Source organism: Acinetobacter halobius (assembly GCF_044130335.1).
Taxonomy (GTDB): domain Bacteria; phylum Pseudomonadota; class Gammaproteobacteria; order Pseudomonadales; family Moraxellaceae; genus Acinetobacter.
Genome location: NZ_JBIQOD010000001.1, coordinates 285,640 through 308,391 on the forward strand (window position 1 = coordinate 285,640; position 22,752 = coordinate 308,391).

Consider the following 22,752-nt stretch of genomic DNA (forward strand, 5'->3'; position numbering starts at 1 on the left):
CCCCTTGAGTGAGTACAACACTATGTTGCCTTATCATTCATTAAGTTAAAAACCTATATATTCCACACTTATTTTTAAAAAATAAAAGACATAATAGTTTTATGGAATTGCCTTTTTCATTTATTCTCTATTAGAATAAGTAAAATAACTATTCAGCATGAATGATTAAAAAATTCACTCAGTATATTGAACGATAAAGTGCCATGTTGCATAAGCCTATGCATTGCATCTTTAAGTATTGATTGAGTATAAACGATTAAGATAAAAACAATATTTAACTAAAAATGATAAGGGGACTTAAGCGCCATGCAGCGAATTCCAACTCTAAATGAATCCCCGCCACTTAAAACGGCCCAACTGATGGGAAAAATTTACCGATATCATGTCATGATCAAACCTTCGGGTGCGCAGTGTAATTTAGACTGTAGTTATTGCTTCTATTTACATAAGCAAGACATGCTGCATCAACCTAAAACACCCCGCATGACAGAGTCTCTTCTTGAACTGCACATTAAACAATACATCGAGTCTCAAACCGCAGATGAAGTTGTGTTTAGTTGGCAAGGGGGCGAGCCTACTCTCATGGGTTTGGAATTTTTTGAACGAGTAGTTGAGCTACAACGAAAATATCAAAAAGCCAATCAACGTATCGAAAATGACTTACAAACCAATGGCACTTTACTCGATGAAGACTGGTGCGCATTTCTCAAACGGAATAATTTTTTAGTCGGTTTATCCATTGATGGCCCTGCCGAGTTTCATGATAAACATCGTTATAACAAAGGTGGAAAGCCGACCCATAGCAAAGTCATGCAGGCAGTGAAACTTCTGCATCTCTACCAAATTCCTTTCAATGCCCTCTGTGTGGTCAACCGTGATAATGCAAAGCGTCCAATCGACGTATATCGTTTTCTCCGCGATCAAGTCCAACCTCGTATGATCCAGTTTATACCTGGGATGGAAAGCGCACAGTTTCAGCAAACAGCTCCGGGTTATTGGAATCCAGATGACTTACCCACTTTAGGCAGTTCTGCAACACAACCTGAGACAGCTGATTCCGTCGTTACAGACTGGTCGATTGCAGCCGATGATTGGGGTTACTTTCTTTCTCGGGTATGGGGAGAATGGTTACAAAAAGACTTTGGTAAGGTCTTTGTCGATCAATTTGAAAATATCGTTTCGATGATGTTTGGCTATGGTGCTCAAAAATGTGTATCAGGACAAATTTGTGGTAAAGCGCTAGCTATAGAACATAATGGTGACTTATTTTCCTGCGACCACTTTGTCTATCCTGAATATAAACTGGGAAATATTCAGGACTTTCATCAAGGTGATCTGGTCTTTTCTGAAAAGCAAAAACAGTTTTCTTTTTCAAAGTATAAATCACTGCCTAAATATTGTACAAAATGTCCATATTTGCAGTATTGTTGGGGTGACTGCCCCAAAGATCGTTTTTTGAAAACACCTGATGGTGAAGCAGGCTTACATTACCTCTGCTCAGGTCTAAAAAAATTTTTTCACACCGCAACTTCATCTAAACATGATATTGCGAAACGCTTGCAATCACATTAAAAAAAATCCTTTTAACATAACTATAAATTTTTATTTTTAGAACAACCGTAAAAACATCGCTAAGTTCGTTAAGGCGGACTGAGTGAAAAAAAATCTCTATTGCTTCATAACAATCCTAACAAGGAGAAATAACATGCGGAAGAGTTTAATTGCACGCTCTGTTGCCTTAATTGGTGGAGCGTTGTTGTCTGCAACCACATTTGCAAAGCAACCCAATATTTTAGTCATTTGGGGCGACGATGTTGGGATGTGGAATTTAAGCACCTACCACCGTGGCATGATGGGCGGTACCACGCCTAATATTGATCGTATTGCCAAAGAAGGCATGACCTTCATGGATCATTATGCACAGGCATCCTCTACAGCTGGTCGGGCTGCTTTCATTACAGGGCAATACCCAATGCGTACAGGTTTGAGTACGGTCGGACTTCCAGGAGCAGTACAGGGACTAAAATCTAAAGATCCAACCATTGCCGAAATGCTGAAAGCCAAAGGTTATGTCACAGGACAATTTGGTAAAAATCACTTGGGTGATCGAGATGAACACTTACCCACTGTACATGGTTTCGATGAATTTTATGGAATTCTCTATCACCTAAATGCGGGTGAGTATGGTGAGCAACAAGACTATCCGAAAGATGAAGCAACACAACAAAAATTAGGCTTAAAAATGCGTGGTGTGATCCACTCTAAAGCTTTGGGTAATGGTAAACAACAAATTGAAGATTTAGGTCCATTTGGTATAGAACGCCAACGTAATCTTGATGAAGAAGTCTTGGTACAATCTAAGCGTTTTATCTCAGATGCAGTTAAACAAGATAAGCCGTTTTTTGTTTGGCACAACATGACACGAACACACTATAAAACCCACTTAAATAAGAAATATGATGGTAAAACGGGTTATGGTGTCTATGCCGATGGTGTTGCTGAAATGGATGATGGTGTCGGTGAACTTTTAAAGCTTCTTGATGACTTAAAAGTAAGCGGAGATACCATTGTGATGTTCTCAACCGATAATGGCGCAGCATCAAATTCGTGGCCAGATGGTGGTAACCAACCATTCCATGGTGAAAAAGGTGTAGGAGGATGGGAAGGTGGCTTCCGTGTTCCTTTAGTCGTCAAATGGCCTGGTCACATTCCTGCCAATGTATCAACTGGCGAATTTATGACCATGGAAGACTGGATGCCAACACTAATGTCTTGGGTGGGTGATAAAACGCTGAAAGAGGATTTATTAAAAGGTAAGCGTATTGGTGGGAAAAATTATAAAGTTCATTTAGATGGTTATGATCAAAGTGATCTTTTATTAAACCAAGGCAAAACTAAACGTAAAGATTTCTATTACTTTACGGAAACTACTTTCCATGGCATGCGTTATGGAGATTGGAAATTACTATTCACCAAACAAGATGGTTGGTTCCGCTCTACTCAAGAAGCAATGACCAGTCCATATATCATTAACCTGAAAATGGATCCATTTGAACGCTTCACCGAGGCGCGTGGTTATGATGAATGGGCTGAAAACAGAAGCTGGATTTTAGGTCCAGCTGGAGAGCAGATTGGAGAGTTTGTGAAAACCTTTAAAGACTTCCCACCAAGTCAAAAGAGTATGTCTGTCCAAGTCGACCAAGTTGCAAGTATGATTGAAAATCAGCCTGCTGGACGTTAATTCAACTTAAGGTAAGCTAAAGAGAAAACCTCTACAATACTTTGTTCCAAGGAACAGAAAATCTGTAGGGGTTTTCTCTTTAAAACAACTAACGACTTACTATTACACTGTCAATTTATTTAGCAGAATAAGACAGCTTCATGCCTACGATATAACCTGTATTGTCTTTAAAATCACCCACTATACGACGGTCAGATGTTTCACCTTTGGCATCACCAAACCACATATAACGACCACCGACACTAAATGCGAGCTTTTCATTAAAGTTATATTTTGCTGCCAAACCCGCGCCCCAATATCCATCCACAGGCCCTAAAGTCGGAGCTGGATCACCCGCGCCTGAATCCCATAAACCAGAAACCGCAATGGCAAGCTTCGGAGCCAAACGTTTCCCCAGCCCAATTTCAACTGCTGTTTGATCATCAGAATAATCCACTAAAGGTAAACCTTTGCCCAAAGCAGCCACGGTCGATGCTTTTAAAATAGGTGGATAATAGGCAAAGTTACTCCACGGCACATAGCGTACTTTTGCAAACACAGCAGTGGTCATATTCAGTCCTGCTTGCATGTTTAAATTGACAGACTCAGGGGTAGTAATACTGCCTTGATTATAATGTGAATAATCCATACCCAATTTATCAGCCAATGGCACATCTTCCTGAATTGTTGTCTTATGCTCAATTTCAGAACGATAAGTAAGTGAGGCTAAAATGCCCTTTTCAGGCTTGGCATAGCTGAAACCAGCCACCCAACCAATAGCCATATCATCAAAGCTGTTGTTATAACCACTATTGGCAGCATAGGTTAAACCACGTAAATGTACATTAGCTTCTATCTCTTGCAGTGCAGGTCCAGCATAAATCATGACATTTTTATTCAGGTTATAGCCCAATAATGCAGTGATATTTTTCGATTGCACATCGACACGGGTTTTAGCATCTGCTGCTGGGCGGTCTGTTGCAATGAAGTTATTTGTCCCATCAAACTTCACTTTCGCGCCGAATGGTTCGTCATAAATGACCGCTAAACGTAAACTCGGGGTTAAATCTGTCTTTACTGCATAATTCAGAGATTGATAATCTTCCGCCATGTCAGAAAGAGAATGCCCGCTTGAATCGTCACCTGTCACATCAGGTGAAATATGGGTGTAGCCTACTTCTGCATAAGTTCCCTGTTCAAAAAGCGCATCAATTTGTTGTGGGGAACGCTCTAAACCTGCGGCATAGGCTTGACTTGCCAATACAGACAATATTGCAGTTATGAGATACTTTTGATTCGATTTCATGTCTAATCCTTTAGTGAAAATTTAAGCCAGTGACTACGTTTCATTCCGCTGAAAAGCAGTCACTGTGAGTGATTGCATCGCTTTTTGTTCTAGTGAATAGAATCTTTGCTCAAACTGAATTAAGGCACACCCAAACCAATGTCTTTGGCTGGATATTTCTGAAAGGTGCTCATGTGATAACGCACCAGATTCAGGGCACGTGGATAACCCCATTCAAACCCATGATGGCTTGGAATTTGCTCTTTGGGGTCAAGGTATAAGTTGTATGCCCACGGTGCTGGGTTGGCGACTGACAACAAAGTACTATCAATATTTTTACGTGGCGAAGTAGTATCCATCACTTTGAAATGTACTTTAAACTCATTCCAACGCAGTGATGTGAACTGATTGCCTGAATAGAAGTATGAAGTTTCACGGTTTGACTCACCGTCATCAGCCAGCAGGAAACTGGTTTGGTCGATACCATCAAAGTAACGATCTTTCGGGATTTGATTTGTTTGCCCACCTAGTGCAACGGATGTGTTAAATAAGTCAAGAATGTCAAAAATACCATCACTGACCCGACCTGCTTTAATCATGCCCGGCCAGTAGGCAATACCGGGAACGCGGATTCCACCTTCCCATGTGGTGCCTTTACCGCCTTTCCATGGATGAAACCCAGAATCTGGCCAAACATCTTCATTGGCTCCGTTGTCTGAGGTAAAGAACACGACTGTGTTTTCAAGCTGACCTGTATCTTTCAGCGTCTTCATAAGACGACCAACGATATCATCGACCTCAATCACCACATCCTTATAGGGATATTTTGCAGGGCTCTTGCCTGCATAACCCGGAGCGGGATAATTATCATTATGTAATCGTGAAAATGAATGTATCAGATAAAACGGCTCATTCTTTTTATCTGCACGACGGATAAAACTGTCGGAGTAATCTGCAAATTTTTGATCCATTTTGCTGATGTCATCAATGGTTTTAATCGACTGTTCAACCTTTAGCGCCCCGCCTTTGACGCCACTGGTAATTTCAGGAGGCTGAATCGTGCGCATTGCTTCTAAACGCTCAGGGTCGTGGATTAAATTTGGATATAAACGTTCATCGGTCATCTCGGTTAAGTTCGATACCACTTGCAAGAAACCGAAGTATTCGTCATAACCATTTTGCTGTGGGTAAGCTCCATCAATTTCACCCAAATGCCATTTTCCCACCATGCCCGTGCGGTAGCCCGCTTTGTCGAGAAGACCTGCTGCAGTAACTTCACCCTCCCACGGATTTGCTTTGAGTTTTTCACCTGTCAAAATAGGACGGACCAACCCTGTACGTATTGGCAGACGACCTGTCATCATTGCAGCGCGAGAAGGCGTACTCAGTGGTTGTGCATAGAATGAGGTAAAACGCAACCCCCCTTGTGCCAGTTTATCAATATTTGGTGTCGGTGCACCCACCGTTTCACCCCCACCATTCGCACCGATATCCCCCCACCCCATATCATCAACAATGAAAATCAAAATATTAGGAGTACGCCCTGTTTTTTGTTTATATGCCTCAATTTTTTTCTGGGCTACCACGCTCTGCGCAGGATGAATAATCGCAGGTTCCATATGCTCAGAACTGACTACTGCTTTCAAAAAAGGATCGTTCGCAATCGTCTTCCCTGTTTGATACGTTTTCGCAGATGCAGCATGTGCTGTTGTTATTGCTACCGACAATAAGCTAGTGCCGATAGATAAACACAGCTTAGACTTCATGATACGCATGGTATCCTCCTTGACCGTTTTTAAGATAAAAGTATCCCTTCTGACTTTTGCCAGAACTTATTTCTTAGAAATTTAATCTGTATAAAATTTATTAAAGTTCAATTATTTATCTATTCTTAGTTTTAAATTCTATATAAATAAATGTTGCAGTCTATGTATCAAAACCTGCATAGCTAAAAATTATTTTTACAGTAAATAATGTGCTAAAGACCACTCACTAAAAATAGGGCATAGCAATAAAAAAAGGGGGCAATCTTGGTAACTTTAAGTCGTGGTGAAGCCAAAATTTCGTCTAGTGTTATACAAACAAGTTGATTAACCATCTTTGTTCTAATCCTTTAAAGAAAATATGTTTGCGATTTTCGAAGTTATTGAGTTCTACACATTCGATTTCACATCGTTATTTTTTAATCATCTCAATATTTTAAAGGAATCCACACTCCTCCATGACCATGGCTTTCTTTAAAATATGGCTTATGACTTCTACTCAGTCCTTGAGTAATAAATCTGCTTGAAAAGATTAACAGTCTTGAAATGAAGAACAACCATGCGAAAGAATGGTTATAGAATGGTTTGATAGAAAAATCATCCCATAGAAGAATTTTGGGCACGGCTAAAGTGAATCACAGCGCCCATATCATAATGTGGTGCGTATTTACTGCTTAGATTTCTAACATATCAAAGTCAGCTTTAGCCCCCCACAGTCAGGACAAGTCCAGTTTTCAGGCACATCCTGCCACGCTCTAGCTGCTACAAAACCTTCTTGCGGCCAACCTGATTGTTCATCATAGATGAACCACAAACCAAACATTGATAACGTTTCATCCTACATCCTCTTGAGTCCTAACTTGCTCTGATGTAATGGATGATTTAGACAGTAAAGTGGTAAATTTCTGATGAATTCTTTTTTGGCTTTTGGATCAATATTTATTTTGCTTAAGATCCTTGCATAGTGTTCGACTACTCGCTGATCCATCAGTTTAAACCACCACTTCGGAATCAAGGCAGGTAAAAGCATGGCGGCATAACCTGCGGGAAGTTGAGGTACATCTTCATAATTTTTCAGCGTTTGAAAACTACGTGTTGGATAAACATGATGATCTGAATGGCGTTGTGATATAAAAATAGGCGGGCGACTAAATTATTATCGTTCCAACTATCCTCAAGTTGAGTGCGCATATATGCTTCAGCAGCCAATTTTTGAGAACATTTAAGGCTGAGTTTGCTACACACCATAACGCTATAGTGCCCATCGTCAGCTCCAAACAAACACCGCTAAGTGAATTATCCGTTCATATCTAAAATACAATGAAAAAACCAAACATTTTAAAAACATCAAATACAGTACTGATTAAGATTTTTTAGTTAAATATTCAAATCAGTTCTTGATAAAACTGTATAATAAATCAGATCTTAAAGTTATTTTTGGGGCAAGGATGCGCGAGACAGATCACGAAATTATTCAACTCTTTAAACAACATGTTTTCCCTCTGTCTACGAAGCTGGCTGAAATGTTAAATGAACATTTCTCACATCAGACTGAACGTCGAGGTTGCGGTTATACACAAGCCACACGTGTTTTAGCTGAATACATCAACAGCCCACGCTTAAGCCAAGACTTCATCGACTTAAAATTGTTCGATCAATATGATACCAAAGCGTTGAAGGCACTACTTGAACAGTCTCAATATCTAATTTCAGACTGGCATAACTTAGACCTCAATGAAAATTTACAACAACATTTGGCTGGCCCAAATTCCACATTTCTTTCAGCACAGGTACATGACCATTTTGAAAGACAGAAAAATTTAAGACACATTGCAGCACAAGCTCAATTAGAAGAAAGTCAGATTTTATGCCAACTGATTGCAGATATTATTTTACCTCAAACCTCAACTAACACAGGTTTAGTCGAATTAAAGACTCGAACAGAAAAGCCCAAAGTCGGCTCATGCCCAATGGCTGAAAACTTCTTCCTTAAAATTGCCCATGGACGAGTACTAAGACAAGGTGAAATCAATATCTTTGTAGATGAGGAACAGCAACCCCTCTTACTAGAAAAACTGAACATGGGAGATGATCACTCTTGTATTAGTCTCAAACCTATACTAATGAATGGTGTTTGTTTGCCAGCAGGCTCATTATTTTCGGTCGATTATGATCGAGATGCCATTCAAAACAAAACTCAAAATCAACAGTTTAAAGGCTATGTCATCCCCTACACAGAAGTAAGTGGGTTTTGGTTCTTACGACTCACGACTTTGGCAGTGTCTCCTGAAAATCGGTCAAGAGCCTTTACAACCCACTATCAACAGCAAATTGACAATGGTTTATATAGTCCTGGAACCACGCGATTACAACAACTGCTTGATGTCGCCACTGCGCAAGTGAAGAACTAAACTATGTTAAATGTCTGCTACTCACCTCAATACTACGCTCGCACTCATACCAATAGTATGGAAAAATTGACGGCTGTGGCGGAAGCACTAAATGATTTGGGCATAGTGCAATTTCATACACCGAAGAAAATTTCTACAGACATACTAAAGCAACTCCATGACCCTAAGTATGTAGAAGCCTTTGATACAGGACTGCCTGAAAAGTTAGCAACACTACAAGGGTTTAAACCTTGGAATCATCAACTCCGTGATGCAGTTTATAACATCAATGCAGGTCAAATTCTGGCTGCAGAGTTGGCTTGGGAACACCAAATCTCAGCTAATATTGCTCAAGGATTTCATCATGCCGTTTATGAGTTTGGGGGCTCTTTTTGTAGCTTTAATGGACTGGCTTTAGTGGCTCAACAATTCCCAGATAAACGTATCTTTGTGATTGATTGTGATCAACATGGAGGCAATGGAACAGCAGAATTTACTCGTCGCTTGAGCAATCTTTTTAATTATAGTATCTATGGTTTGGCTTTTGGCTGTCCAACTTATGAACGAGCTGAAACCTATCATATTCATAAAACCAATGGAAATTTTAGTCAGTATATCCTAGCGATTCACCAAGCTTTTAGCCTCGCTTTGGAGTGGAAAGCTGATTTGATTATTTTTCAGGCAGGCATGGACTGCCATCAAAATGACCCTTGCGGTTCTTCATGGTTTAGTACGGAACTTATTCAAAAACGAGATGAAATCGTATTTCGTTTAGCCCAAAAGCACCAATTTCCACTAATGTTTGTTTTAGCTGGCGGTTATCAAAGCCTACCTGAACTGGTCAAACTGCATGTCAGTACCTTTCAAACAGCCTACAAAACCTACTATGCCAAGTAGGGATAGCAGTATTTAGTACACTCACCAGTGCCAACCTATAACGCATAAAAAATGCCAGCATATCGAAATATACTAGCATGGCTAATTACTCTAGAAAATCAAGAAAAATCAAGTGATTTTTCAAAACCTTTTAACTCATAACGAGCCATTGCCAAGTTTGATTTAGAACGATCTAAAACTAAATATAAGAACAACGCTTCATTCGTATCCAAAGGACGAATCAAGTGATACTGCTTACCTAAAGTAATTAAAATATCTTCAATGTTGTCATTTAATTGTAAAGCCTTCGCAACTTTACGCTTAGAACGAATAACCTCAGTATTACCTGCTGCTGCTAATTCTAAGTCTACCCCACCGCCTTGAGTCGCAAGTGCTAGACCACTCTCACTATCAACAAGTGCAGCAGCAACAAAACCATCAAGACCCGTTAACGCATCTAAACTAATACGCGCCATATTATTTTACCTCTAGTTATAGGGTTACCCCGGAAAAAATCAAAGACCAAGTTTTCTACGTAACTTTCCAATAAAGCCACGTAGTTTATTCATTTGACCAGTTTCTACTTGTTTTGTATCTATATGATACTTCACTTCATTTTGATCAATAAAACGACCTAATTGCAGTAAAACAGCACATGCTACAAAATTCAATACTTTTTCATTACTTAAATTCAGAGCCTGTTTTACATCTGCAATATGAGCACCCTGTGAAAAACAGGCAGCTATTTTTAAAAAGTCACGGCGTTGCAAATCTTTTTCAAACTGTGGCCAAATATCAAGCTTAAAATTCTGATTAAGATCTACCTTCGGTAAATCCATTGATGGCGAGGAATTTACAACCTTCCATAACCACACTCTTAAGTCATAGACTTCTTTGTCTTTTATCGTATCTTGTACAATTTGTGCCGTTGCATAGGTTTGATTCAATGTTTCATTAAATTGAATCGTTTTATTCGGATTGACCCAAACACGCTCTGTACGCGTATCTACCAATGCAAGAAAACCTTGTGCATCAAATAACTGAATATACCCATTGCGTGGAATAAAGATTTCATTAAATACTTGTTCCGTCGTCATTTCAGGGTTTAAAACCGTCAGTGGTGTCAGCTGCGTATGTGTCATTTCCATGGATGGTATTTCAAATGGCATCAACTCTGACTGTGGAATGACTTTTTTGAATAACCAATCACGTAAATATTCGGCATTAGGCAGAGGATAAAATAACTGATCCCCTACAATTCGTCCTGCATTCTCTACCTTTTTAACCAAACGTAGATAAGCAACACTCTGAAGAGATAAAAGTTTTTGAATACCAGGTGCGTTAAAAAAGGCATCATTAACGAGTAACAAATCAATTTCTTGTTCAGCAAGATTTACCCAATTCACATTCATATTTTTAGGCAAAGAAAGCAATATCTGTGTTTTGATTTGATCTAATGAATTCAAACTTAAACCAAATATCGCAATATTTAATACATTTTTCATTCATGAACCCACTAAAAAATCATCTATCGAGATCATGACTGCACGCCATTTCACTCTAAACAAAAAAAGTTCAACCGCATCCATTTTATGAGGCAATGCTCAATTGTTGGCTTGCCAATTTTTCACTTAATTCTTTGTAGTAATACAACATTTGTCCAATCAAAATATCTGTGCTGGTTACAGCAACCATCACCATTGGATATTTCGAGTGATTAACTGCCGTTAAAAATACTTTTCCATTTTCAGCATCAAGCGTAATTGTCTGACAACCCACAAGTTGGATTTCTGAAATAAAAGCAGAAACCATCGCCAAAATAGAGCTACTAACCGCTGCTATTTTTCCTTTATTTTCTATATTTTTCTTCGAAGCTAAGCAAAGTTCAAAGCCATCCGATGAACATAGCATGACAAAATCAATACCAGCAACAGTATTTAAAAAATGCTGTAATTCTGAATTTGCGTATTCAATCAACTCTTTCGGAATTTCACGAGGATTATTCATTTTTAGCTACCTATTAAATGACTGGCTCTGCTTGTAATTCTAGTGTTGCAATTAACGTTTCTATCATCAGCAAGACATCATCTTTTTTACGTGCATCTACCGCAAATAGTGGAAATTGTTTTTGATGTATTTGCATCCAATCACGGTAAATTTTCAGCTTATGCTCATGCTCTTCATCTAAATGAGTAATTCCCACCACAATATTTGAGCCATAATCTGCAAAAGCATTTAAATAAAATTCAAGATCTTTCAAACGGTCAGTTTGACTATGATCAATTAATACCACGGTCCCTATTGCCCCTTTACAAACAATGGACCACATGAAGTCAAAACGATCTTGACCAGGTGTCCCGTACAAACCAATTTTTGTACCGTCATCTAGACTAATTTCCCCATAATCAATGCCGACAGTCGTCAAAAATTTATGGTGTGCTTCTGTATCGGTATTGACAGCTTCGGTTGTTACTACAGAAATATCAGATAATGCTTGGATAGCAGCAGATTTTCCTGCCCCCATTGTTCCTCCAAAAACAATTTTATATTGCTGTAATATCATTCAGAAGTCCCAAATAGCGAAAAAGTGTGTACTGGTTCACATTATATTTTATTTGATTGACAAAAAACATCATTTTATAAACCATTTAGTAAAACTTAATTACATATTTCCCTACTTTTTGTATACCTTTTAATCTTATTTAGATGCATTTCTATATATTAAATAATGCTAAGTATATGTATTTTATATATAATAATTTTCACAAATAAGAATCATAATCAATTAGTATTAGATTGGCATTTTTTATCATGCAAAAATCAATCTTTTTATTAGATAATTAAATATATGTTAAACTTTTTTTCCAATCAATAAAAAACACTTTTCACGTAAATATCAGTTCTTAAATACCCTCCTCTTTGCAAAATCATCGCTATCTGGAACAAATTTAATCTATAAAAGAGGCAAATTCAGCGCGATGTAAACGGTTATTTACAAAATCATTTAAGTGAATTTAGCTTTTTATTAAGCTGAGCTGATTGCTAAAATACAAATAGAATGACTATCAAACCCTAGTAAAATTAGAAGAGTAAAAATATTTTATAGTGGCCTACGTGTTTTTTTATTTGCTGAAAGCACAAACCACTAAATCCTGATAGCGACAGACCATCAAGGTACATTTCAACATTAATGGTAATCTGCTTTAATTACTGCATGATTTTTCTGATCAAAAATCCTTCAACAACCTGAAAGATTTTTATCCCCTTAAGATCAAACTAAATTTTCACACTTACCTGCCGTTGCTGTGGTGAAGATGGCAATAAATTTTCAAACATTTGCATCAATTCAAGATTTTCTGTTTGCCATTTCGGTTACTTGTCTTTATCAATCAGTAAGGCACGAACACCTTCAATCATGTCCCCTTGCTCAAACCAGATATCTTGTAAATCACGCTCTAACTGCATACATTGCTCTAAAGATAATCCACGACCTACATATTGAAGTTTTAAGCTGATTTGCTTGGCCAACAAAGAACGTTGTTGTAAATTGGCTAGGATTTTTTCAGCCCAATCCATATAGTCACTGTCTAATGTATTGGCTAAGCTGTCTTCAATATCCTGCAAATCTGCATGTGAAAAATGATGCCGAATCGCATCTTCATACTGTTTTAGTTCGCTAGGTGCAGGTTCTTTTAAATAACGCGCAATGGTCTGCTCAATCGACTGTTGGGTTAATTGCGTAGCATGCGCCAATTCTGTTTGTAGCTGTGCTAAGTGGTCACTCGGCACCAGATAATCAATTAAGTCTAAATGTAAGGCATCGCTACTACTGATCTGTTCACCCGTCACCGCCATATACACGCCCACATCGTCTAAACGAGACAGGAAATGGGTTGCGCCCACATCGGGGAAAAAGCCGATCGCGGTTTCTGGCATGGCAAAACGAGATTTCTCACTACTAACAATGATATGGCAGGCTTGTGCCAAACCAAAACCACCGCCCAAAACATAGCCATCTAAAAACACCAGCACAGGTTTCGCATATTGGCGCAGGCTCTTCAGCATGTGATATTCATCAGCAAAATAGCGTTGATAGTTGGCAGTTCCATTTTGATAGCTGTCATAGAGGAAGCGAATATCCCCCCCTGCACAAAAGGCTTTAGGGCTTTTGGAGTTAATCAAGACGGCTTGAACTTGATCATCCTCTCGCCATTGTTCTAGCTGCTGGCTAATGCCATGAATCATGTTTAAGGACAGTGCATTCAGATGACTCGCTCGATCTAGCGTAATCACGCCTAAATGCCCTTGCATGCTAATCTGTAAATTATTTTCCATGCGAAGACTCCTTTTATTGATTTTTAAATTGTGCTGGACGCTTTTCCACAAAGGCTTTCATGCCTTCTTTTTGATCAGACGTTGCAAAGATGGAATGGAAAGTACGACGTTCAAAGCGTAATCCCTCACTCAAACTCACCTCAAAGGCGCGATTAATACTTTCTTTAATCATCATGGTTGCAGTCAGGGATCGCTGTGCAATTTTTTCCGCAGCCTCTAGGGTATAGGCCAATAATTCATCTTTCGGTAGCACACGCGCCACTAAACCACTTTGTTCCGCCTCAACCGCGCCCATTTGCCGTGCGGTTAAACACATTTCCATGGCTTTGGCTTTACCCAATGCCAACGTTAAACGCTGCGTTCCACCAATGCCAGGAATTACACCAAGAGTTACTTCAGGCAAACCAAATTTGGCATTCTCCGCACAATAGATAAAATCGCACATTAACGCCAGCTCACAGCCGCCCCCCAGCGCATAGCCACTTACCGCAGCAATCAAGGGTTTACGACGCTGCGCAATCCGATCTGCCAAATGGAAAAAATCGTCAAAATAGATATTCGGGAAATTCAGCTCGGCCATTTCTTTAATATCAGCACCCGCGGCAAAGGCTTTTTCCGAACCTGCCAACACCATACAGCCAATTTCAGCATCGCGCTCAAACTGGTCTAAGGCTTGGTTAATTTCAGCAATCAGTTGACTATTTAAGGCATTCAACGCTTGAGGACGGTTCAGGGTAATCACCCCTACGCCTTTACGCTTTTCAACTAAAATTGTGTCCCACTGTAAATCCTCGATAAATGTTTTTTCCCACTGCATGTTGCGATCCTTTCTCTGTAGACCAATGCACATATCTCTTGAAAAATCTCGCGATCATTCACATGTGCAAGGGTCAGTTTTTTCGATATTGGGTTTATAAACTACGGGCAATCACTAAGCGTTGAATATCACTGGTGCCTTCGTAAATCTGACAAATCCGAGCATCACGATAAATCCGCTCAATTGGGAAATCTTTCAGATAGCCATAACCGCCAAAGATTTGTAGAGCATTGGAACAGACCCGCTCAGTCATTTCAGAGGCAAACAACTTGGCCATCGAAGCTTCTGTCAAACACGGCTGGCCTGCTTCTTTTAAACGCGCAGCCTGATGTACCAACTGACGTGCTGCGGCAATTTCTGTTGCCATACTGGCCAGTCGAAACGACACTGCTTGCTGTTCAAAGATCGGTTTACCAAATGCCACACGTTCCTTGGCATAACGCGTCGCTTCCTCCAAAGCGGCTCGCGCCAACCCAACCGCTTGAGCGGCAATGCCAATGCGCCCACCCTCCAAATTAGACAAGGCAATTTTTAAACCTTCGCCCTCTTTGCCCAACAACATGCTTTTGTGCACACGCACATCAGTCAAGGCAATTTGGCAGGTGTCAGAGGCATGTAAACCCAATTTTTCTTCGACCCGAATCACTTCGTAGCCGGGTGTATTACGCGGGACTAAAAAAGCACTCATGCCTTTTTTCCCAGCGCTAGGATCGGTCACGGCAAACACGATAATCACGCCTGCATTGTGCCCTGAAGTAATAAATTGCTTGGCACCATTGATGATGTAATGGTCACCATCTTTCACGGCGCGGGTTTTAATGGCTGCAGCATCGGAACCAGTATGTGGTTCAGTTAAAGCAAAAGCACCGATCATTTCCCCTTTGGCTAAAGGCACCAGAAATTGTTGCTTTTGTTCTTCGGTGCCAAATTTCAAAATCGGCACACAACCCACCGAATTATGCACACTCATAATGGCCGATGTTGCACCATCCGCAGCGGCAATTTCTTCCAGTGCCAGTACATAGGCCAAGTTACCTGTTGCTGAACCACCCCATTCTTCAGGTACCAACATGCCCATAAAACCCAGTTGCCCCATTTGCTGTAAAGCTTGCGCAGGGAAAGTCCCCTGTCGATCCCACTCACAGGCATAGGGTTTAATTTGTTCTTGGGCAAAACTTTTCGCCATGTCCTGAATCAGGACTTGTTCTTCAAAAAACATACCGTGTCGATCCCACTCACTGGTATTTGGTTTCATCTGTTCTTGGGCAAAACTTTTCGCCTTGTCCTGACTCAGGACGTGTTCCTCAGTGAATTGCATAAATCCTTTCCTTACAATCTCTTCAATTTAAACAGTAGCCACAGTTTGCTGCTTAGCAATTTCCTGATTGCGCAATAAAAAGCGTTGAATCTTCCCACTTGGTGTTTTTGGAAGTTCAGTCACAAACTCAATCAAGCGCGGATAGGCATGGGCAGATAAGCGTTTTTTCACAAATTGGCTCAGTTCATTTTCAAGCTCAGCACTGGCTGCACTCTCACCAGATAAAATCACAAAAGCTTTAATCACTTCGGTACGCTCAGGATCAGGCACACCAATCACGGCGGCTTCAATCACTGCATCATGCTCTAGTAGTGCACTTTCGACATCGAATGGCCCTACGCGATAACCTGAAGTGGTAATCACATCATCACTGCGTCCGACAAAACTCATGCTGCCATCAGTATGAATTTCAGCGGTATCACCTGTTAAATAATAATGTCCAATAAAGGGTGATTTACGGCTTTCTTGATAACCGCCAAACCACATCATCGGAGACTGGCTAATATCCACCGCTAAAATTCCTGGGCTATCAGCATCGAGTTCATGACCCTGTTCATCTAGTGCCACAACACGATAGCCGGGACTGGCAAAGCCAGCCGAACCTGCACGGACCTCATGTTCTAGCGCATGGTGATTACACACCACCATTCCCACTTCGGTTTGGCCATAGTGGTCAAAGATCGGGGCGTCTAATACTTGCTTGAACCAGCGAAACACTTCAGGATTCAATGGCTCACCTGCACTGCTGACGACACGAAATTTGCCACGGAGTTTCGCCATTTGCTTGGGATCAGCCGCCATCATCATGCGGTAAGCTGTTGGTGCTCCCGCCAAGTTATTCACGCCATAGTCATCAACGATTTGGCACAGACTATCGGCGGTAAACGCGCCTTCATAAAAAATGGTCGGATGACCCAATAAGAGCGGGCCAGTAATGCCGTAATACAATCCATAGGCCCAACCCGGATCGGCAATATTCCAAAATGAATCTTCAGCGCTTAAACCAATCGCATCTTGCATATAAGCACCAAATGCAATCAGAGCTTTGAGTGGCACTTGCAAAGGTTTAGCAGGGCCTGTCGTGCCTGAAGTGAACATCAACAAGAACGGATCTTGGATGTTCATCATCTCCAATTCACACTGATCAGACTGGCGATTGACCTCTGCCCAAAAGCTATAATCTCCTTGATACAAACCTGTGCCTTTAGCTCCTGTGACCGTCACAATGGCAGGGCAACCGTCTACTTCCTGTAATTTGTCACGATTGCCCACATCAGTCACCACCAGTTTGCTTTGTGCCAACTGTAAACGGTGCTCAATGGCTTTCGGGCCGAACGCAGTAAATAGCGGTTGATAGACCGCACCAATTCTCCATGTCGCTAAAATAGTAATGATGAGCTCAGGCGTGCGTGGCAATAAACCAGAAATGCGGTCGCCTTTGCTCACCCCTTGCGACTTTAAAAAGTTGGCAAATTGGCTGGCACGTTGTTGTAACTCTCGAAAGGTATATTGCTCTTTACGACCATCTTTACCCTGCCAAAACAAAGCAATCTGCCCCGGCAAAGCATGCCGATCACAGCACTCATAACATGCATTCAGTGCATCGACTGAACCTGATAGAAACCGTTGCGCAGCCTGTTGCAAATCAAAATTTTGCTGCGCTTGTTGATAATTTGAAGTCATCCTTTCACCTCAGTCACATTTTTTGTTATTCACGACAAGGGGTTTTTATCGGGTGCACTCATTGCACCCATGCATTTCTTTTAAATCAATTTTCTCGGGGTAAGTATTGCTGGATAATGCTGGAAAAATCTAAATGTGCATTGCCTTGTAAACACAGCTGTTGATAAAGCTGCTGGGCCAAACCACCGAGTAATACAGGTTGCTTGACTTGACCTGCCACTTCAATGGCCAAACCTAAATCTTTGAGCATGAGTTGCGAAGCAAATCCATCGGTATAGCCACGTCCTGCGGGTGCATTTGGACTAATATCTGGCCAAGGATTACAGATCTCAGAACTCCAGCAACGACCACTTGAACTATTGATCACCCCTGCCAGCGCATGTGTATCAATCCCCAGTCGACTGCCCAAAGCCATGCCTTCTGCCACGGCTGCCATGGAAATGCCCAAAATCATGTTATTGCAAATCTTCGCAATTTGCCCCGCACCGACTACACCGCAGTGCACTGTATTTTTCCCCATCAAACTGAGAATGGGCTTCACTTGCTCATAGGTCGCATCATCGGCGCCGACCATAAAGGTGAGAGTGCCTGCTTTAGCACCAATGGTGCCACCAGATACAGGCGCATCACAAACTTGAACCTGATGCTTCAAGCCTTCAGCAGCAACATCTTTAATGGTTTGCGGATCAATGGTACTCGAGTCAATACAGAGACTGCCTGCACGCATTACCGCCAGAATTCCAGTTTCACCTAAATACACGTCACGTACATGCTTGGCCGCGGGTAACATACTGATGACGACATCTGCCTGCTCAGCAGCAGCTTGCGGACTGTCACAAATAATCCCACCACTTTCAGCAAACGGTTGTAAGGCTTTTTCACTCAAATCATAACCAAACACTGTTTGCCCTGCTTTGAGCAGGTTCTGTGCCATCGAACCGCCCATATTCCCTAAACCAATGAAAGCTATCTTCATCTCGCCTCTCCTTAGCGTAAACTGATGGTGGTATTCACTTCCCCTGCTTCTTGGCTGTCTTCAAACCAACGGCTGGTAATGGTTTTAGTTTGTGTATAGAACTGGACCGCTTGTTTGCCATAAGGACCTAAATCACCCAACTTCGAACCACGTGAACCTGTGAAACTAAAGAATGGGACAGGCACTGGAATAGGAATATTGATGCCCACTTGACCAATATCAATACGGTTTTGGAAGGTACGAGCCACTGCACCACTTTGAGTAAATAAGCCCACACCATTGCCAAATGGATTGGCATTGACCAGTTCAATCGCCTCATCCAACGTCTCGACACAGAGAATCGTCAGTACTGGGCCAAAGATTTCTTCTTTATAAATGCGCATATCCGTGGTGACATGGTTAAACACCGTGGCACCGACAAAGTTGCCATTTTCATAGCCTTTGACTTGAATATCCCGACCATCTAGTAACAATTCAGCGCCTTGTTCTACACCACTTTTAATTAAATCAATCACACGGGCTTTGGCACGCGGTGATATCACAGGGCCAATATCCGTATTTGGCTCATGTCCTGCATTCACGCTTAAGGTTTTGGCTTTTGTGATCAATTCATTGATCCAGTGTTTACTGTCACCGACCATGACTGCCACTGAAAGCGCCATGCAACGTTGCCCTGCCGCACCAAAGGCTGCACCGACCATGGCATTTAAGGTTTGTTCTTTATTGGCATCTGGCATGACCACCACATGGTTTTTCGCACCCATCATCGATTGTACGCGCTTGCCATGTTGGCCTGCCAAGTTATAGACATGCGTACCGACAGCAGTTGAACCCACAAAAGAAATGGCTTTAATGTCTTGATGCGTACACAGTGCATCGACCACTTCTTTGCCACCATGCACCACATTTAGTACGCCTGCGGGAATACCAGCTTCGATTGCCAACTCGACCAACATCATGGTGGAGAGCGGATCTTGTTCAGATGGCTTCAAAACAAAGGTATTGCCACAGACGATTGCCATGGGGAACATCCACAAAGGAATCATCGCAGGGAAGTTAAATGGTGTAATGCCCGCACATACACCTAAAGGTTGTTGTAAGGTATAAGTGTCCACCCCGCGTGCCACACCTTCGGTATATTCGCCCATTTGCAACGTGCCAATTGAACAGGCATGTTCCACTACTTCCAAGCCACGCTGAATATCACCTTCCGCATCGGCCAAAGTTTTGCCTTGTTCCGCAGTGAGTACCTGTGCAATTTTCTTAGCATTGTCACGAATCAGTTGCTGTAGTTTCAGCATAATGCGCATACGCGCTTGAATCGGGGTTTCTCTCCAGCTCGCAAAGGCAGATTTTGCTGAGCTAATCGCAGCTTGTATTTCCTCTGGTGTTGCAAAAGGGACTAAACCAATCACTTCTTGGGTTGCAGGGTTAATAATGTCTTGCCACTGCTGGGTTTTAGACTCAACAAATTCACCGTTAATCAAAAGTTTAGCTGTAGTAATTTGGATTTTAGAAACCGTATTCATAACCTCTCCATAGGCCTTCATTTTTATTGTGTCACTGTGAAAACATACGACTTAAACCGTATATTCAATTTCTGCTTTTCAACTCAGACTAGCAAAGAAAACTTTGACCACCAATGCAGATTGGTGCACGATAGTTGTGCAATTTTGCACAGGATGTGGAAAATAAAAATGAAAGTAGATTGGGATCATCTGCAGTTTTTTTTGGTCTTGGCACGCGCTAAAACCCTGACCAATGCAGCACGGATTATTGGCGTCGAACACAGTACCGTGGCACGACGCGTGCAGTCTTTAGAAGTCACTTTAGGCATGCCCCTGTTTAAACGTGAAGCCACTGGCTATGAACTCACTGCCGATGGCATGGCATTGGTTCCCCGTGTAGAGCAAATGGAACAGGCTTTTTTGCAAATTCAAAAACCACAACAGCCACTCGAAGGTCGTGTGCGAATTGGCGCACCTGAGGGTTTCGGCACAGCATTTTTAACTCAACTATTGGCCGAACTGTCATTGCAATTTCCACTGCTCACGATCGACCTAATTCCTGTGCCGAAGATGATCAAACTGTCGCATCGTGAAGCGGATATTGTGATTTCAATTGACCGCCCAAAATCGGGGCCATACATCATTACCCGACTGACAGATTATTGTTTAAAAATTTACGGCAGCAAAAGCTATCTGGCACAACATCTACCCATTACAAATATGGACGATTTAGCTCATCACCGCTTTGTGAATTATATTGATGATCTGATTTATAGTTCGGAGCTATATTGCTTAGAACGCCTACCGATTCCTCTGACTGCAAACTTCCGCAGTAGTAGTATTTTGGCCCAGCAAATTGCAGTCAATGCAGGGGCAGGATTGGCACTTTTGCCGAAATTTTTGGCGCATGATCAACCTGATTTGGTACAAGTTCTACCCGATCAGGTACGTTTCACACATACCTTTTGGATGCTGACTTTTGTCGACCTACAACACGAGCCACGGATTAAATTGGTTTGGGACTATTTACGCAAACAAGCAGACTTAAAACAAAGCGTGCTGATGGATTAGACCATCAGCAGTAAGTTCTTATTGGTCTTTCTCATCGCAATGTATCGAACTCATTATTCGAATAATGAAGTACAAATAAACTTATCCATGCGAAATAACCAATCACTCTTTTAGTTGAGCCTAGCTAGAAACTCTTATATTGATTGGTATCAAGATTTTATTTGAGTACCCAACGATAACTTTGAGCAGTTAATAATAATGCTGCCAAAAAAATCCCCATAATCATAATCTTCCATATCATCATGACAGAGGGTTCAACCTGAAATGCCCCATTTATACCAAACATATAACTGAATGGAATAATGACCATCCAATAACAAAATAAAATGACAAACAAGGGCTGCGTGAATTGCTGCATTCCTCTTAATATTCCTGCTGCAACCGTTTGTAAAGCATCAAATATAAGAAAAATAGCCACATAGCACATCAGCGTTGCAGCAATCGTTACTACATCGCTATCCTGACTGAAAAATGCTGTCATTTGTCTTGCAAATTGACTTAGAATCCCTGCCACAACGATTGCATAAAAAAGAGTAAAAGCAGTAACGATGTAATATGACCAGCGCCTCTCTTTCCGATATTTCATCCCATTAAAATGAGCTATTCGAATGGTTGCAGCACTACTCATGGCAACAGGGATCATAATAATCACCATTGCAATATTAATTACAATTTGATGTGCTGCGATGACTTGTGTTCCAAGTCTGGCTGCAAAAAAGGCCAAAGTCGCGAGTGCTAAAACTTGTAAAACTAATGCACATCCAATCGGCATACCTTGTTTCAACAGTTCTATACTGTCAGATAAATTAGCAGTGCTCGTCTCAGTCCAAATACTCATTTCTGGTATACGCTTATGAACCCAATAACGCATACTCAAACAACCAATGTAAGCACTGATAATCGTCGCCAAACCCGTGCCCATTCCTCCCATTTCGGGGAAAATACCAATCCCATGAACAAAAACATAACCCAATAATCCATCGCATATCAGCATGATGATAAAGCTCATTAGAATTGGATGAAGTTGGCTATATCCTTCACTGATAAAACGGTAAAAAACCATATAAACCAATGCAGGCATGGCAAATGCAATCAAATGTAAGTAATTCTTGCAAATTTTTGCAACATCAGTATCTGGGATAAACAATGGACATAAATATGCGAGAGCCTGTATAAACACAAAACCCAACATCGCCAACAGAAAAGATACTCTCTTTCCCTGCTGATATAATTGTGCTGTCTGTTGGCTATCCTCTTTATATTTTAAAAGCGAAAACTTTGGTACCAATACATATAAAATCCCCGTAAATAGAATGAAAACAGGCGCCCAAATATTACTACCCAAGCCAATAGCAGCTAAATCTAAATAATGATAACGACCTGCCACAATTGTATTAACTAAACCCAATAAAGCTTGGCACAACTGAATAAGAATCAAAGGTAGTGCAAGTTGAAGAATGGGTACTGTGATATCTTTAACAATATTCATAGATAATTTGGTTACTCATAC

At 41.1% G+C, this 22,752-nt stretch carries 18 protein-coding genes and 2 pseudogenes; 5 read left to right on the forward strand and 15 right to left on the reverse strand.

Features of this window, described 5'->3' with window-relative positions; genetic code table 11:
- The first annotated feature begins 306 nt into the window (after window positions 1-306).
- Entirely contained in the window at window positions 307-1,572 is a 1,266-nt protein-coding gene (locus ACE01U_RS01360; RefSeq protein WP_395553092.1) for an anaerobic sulfatase maturase, read from the forward strand.
- A gap of 133 nt (window positions 1,573-1,705) precedes the next feature.
- Window positions 1,706-3,241: an arylsulfatase gene (locus ACE01U_RS01365; protein WP_110974545.1), complete on the forward strand. Its 1,536-nt coding sequence runs from the start codon at window positions 1,706-1,708 to the stop codon at window positions 3,239-3,241.
- 115 nt (window positions 3,242-3,356) lie between these two features.
- Here ACE01U_RS01365 and ACE01U_RS01370 read toward each other — a convergent pair whose 3' ends face one another.
- The 4 genes and pseudogenes from ACE01U_RS01370 to ACE01U_RS01385 all read right to left on the reverse strand — a co-directional run.
- A complete protein-coding gene (locus tag ACE01U_RS01370) occupies window positions 3,357-4,526 on the reverse strand; it encodes an OmpP1/FadL family transporter (protein ID WP_395553093.1) in 1,170 nt (389 codons plus the stop codon).
- Window positions 4,527-4,645: 119 nt separating this feature from the next.
- On the reverse strand, window positions 4,646-6,280 hold the full coding sequence (locus tag ACE01U_RS01375; protein ID WP_395553094.1) for an arylsulfatase: 1,635 nt from the start codon (window positions 6,278-6,280) through the stop codon (window positions 4,646-4,648).
- Window positions 6,281-6,942: 662 nt separating this feature from the next.
- Window positions 6,943-7,105 (reverse strand): annotated as a pseudogene (locus tag ACE01U_RS01380) (rubredoxin).
- Window position 7,106: 1 nt separating this feature from the next.
- A pseudogene (locus ACE01U_RS01385) lies at window positions 7,107-7,462 on the reverse strand (hypothetical protein); the annotation flags it as partial.
- Window positions 7,463-7,716: 254 nt separating this feature from the next.
- On the opposite strand from ACE01U_RS01385, the gene ACE01U_RS01390 reads away from it, so the two are divergent.
- Both ACE01U_RS01390 and ACE01U_RS01395 read left to right on the forward strand, forming a co-directional pair.
- Window positions 7,717-8,679 carry a hypothetical protein gene (locus ACE01U_RS01390; protein ID WP_291373908.1) on the forward strand — a complete coding sequence of 321 codons (963 nt, stop codon included), beginning with the start codon at window positions 7,717-7,719 and terminating at the stop codon, window positions 8,677-8,679.
- 3 nt (window positions 8,680-8,682) lie between these two features.
- Window positions 8,683-9,555: an arginase family protein gene (locus ACE01U_RS01395; protein ID WP_395553095.1), complete on the forward strand. Its 873-nt coding sequence runs from the start codon at window positions 8,683-8,685 to the stop codon at window positions 9,553-9,555.
- 98 nt (window positions 9,556-9,653) lie between these two features.
- On the opposite strand, the gene ACE01U_RS01400 is transcribed toward ACE01U_RS01395, so the two are convergent.
- From ACE01U_RS01400 to ACE01U_RS01445, 10 genes are all read right to left on the reverse strand, one after another.
- On the reverse strand, window positions 9,654-10,010 hold the full coding sequence (locus ACE01U_RS01400) for a hypothetical protein (protein WP_086208333.1): 357 nt from the start codon (window positions 10,008-10,010) through the stop codon (window positions 9,654-9,656).
- A gap of 39 nt (window positions 10,011-10,049) precedes the next feature.
- A complete protein-coding gene (locus ACE01U_RS01405; protein ID WP_395553096.1) occupies window positions 10,050-11,039 on the reverse strand; it encodes a hypothetical protein in 990 nt (329 codons plus the stop codon).
- 85 nt (window positions 11,040-11,124) lie between these two features.
- Window positions 11,125-11,541 carry a roadblock/LC7 domain-containing protein gene (locus ACE01U_RS01410; protein WP_086208335.1) on the reverse strand — a complete coding sequence of 139 codons (417 nt, stop codon included), beginning with the start codon at window positions 11,539-11,541 and terminating at the stop codon, window positions 11,125-11,127.
- Window positions 11,542-11,554: 13 nt separating this feature from the next.
- Complete coding sequence (locus tag ACE01U_RS01415; RefSeq protein WP_086208336.1) at window positions 11,555-12,097, reverse strand: GTP-binding protein; 543 nt, start codon at window positions 12,095-12,097, stop codon at window positions 11,555-11,557.
- Window positions 12,098-12,906: 809 nt separating this feature from the next.
- Entirely contained in the window at window positions 12,907-13,869 is a 963-nt protein-coding gene (locus ACE01U_RS01420; RefSeq protein ID WP_395553097.1) for an enoyl-CoA hydratase/isomerase family protein, read from the reverse strand.
- Window positions 13,870-13,882: 13 nt separating this feature from the next.
- A complete protein-coding gene (locus ACE01U_RS01425; protein WP_291373911.1) occupies window positions 13,883-14,686 on the reverse strand; it encodes an enoyl-CoA hydratase in 804 nt (267 codons plus the stop codon).
- Window positions 14,687-14,780: 94 nt separating this feature from the next.
- A complete protein-coding gene (locus ACE01U_RS01430) occupies window positions 14,781-15,905 on the reverse strand; it encodes an acyl-CoA dehydrogenase family protein (RefSeq protein ID WP_395553178.1) in 1,125 nt (374 codons plus the stop codon).
- A gap of 126 nt (window positions 15,906-16,031) precedes the next feature.
- The gene (locus ACE01U_RS01435; RefSeq protein ID WP_395553098.1) at window positions 16,032-17,687 is read right to left on the reverse strand and encodes an AMP-binding protein; all 1,656 of its coding nucleotides are present in this window, start codon (window positions 17,685-17,687) and stop codon (window positions 16,032-16,034) included.
- A gap of 85 nt (window positions 17,688-17,772) precedes the next feature.
- Window positions 17,773-18,663 (reverse strand): 3-hydroxyisobutyrate dehydrogenase, encoded by an 891-nt coding sequence (gene mmsB, locus ACE01U_RS01440; RefSeq protein ID WP_395553099.1) that lies wholly within the window; start codon window positions 18,661-18,663, stop codon window positions 17,773-17,775.
- Window positions 18,664-18,674: 11 nt separating this feature from the next.
- Entirely contained in the window at window positions 18,675-20,192 is a 1,518-nt protein-coding gene (locus ACE01U_RS01445; protein WP_395553100.1) for a CoA-acylating methylmalonate-semialdehyde dehydrogenase, read from the reverse strand.
- A gap of 168 nt (window positions 20,193-20,360) precedes the next feature.
- Here ACE01U_RS01445 and ACE01U_RS01450 point away from each other — a divergent pair, with 168 nt between their 5' ends.
- Window positions 20,361-21,242: a LysR family transcriptional regulator gene (locus ACE01U_RS01450; protein ID WP_395553101.1), complete on the forward strand. Its 882-nt coding sequence runs from the start codon at window positions 20,361-20,363 to the stop codon at window positions 21,240-21,242.
- 157 nt (window positions 21,243-21,399) lie between these two features.
- On the opposite strand, the gene ACE01U_RS01455 is transcribed toward ACE01U_RS01450, so the two are convergent.
- Entirely contained in the window at window positions 21,400-22,731 is a 1,332-nt protein-coding gene (locus tag ACE01U_RS01455; protein ID WP_395553102.1) for an MATE family efflux transporter, read from the reverse strand.
- Between the last annotated feature and the right edge of the window lie 21 nt (window positions 22,732-22,752).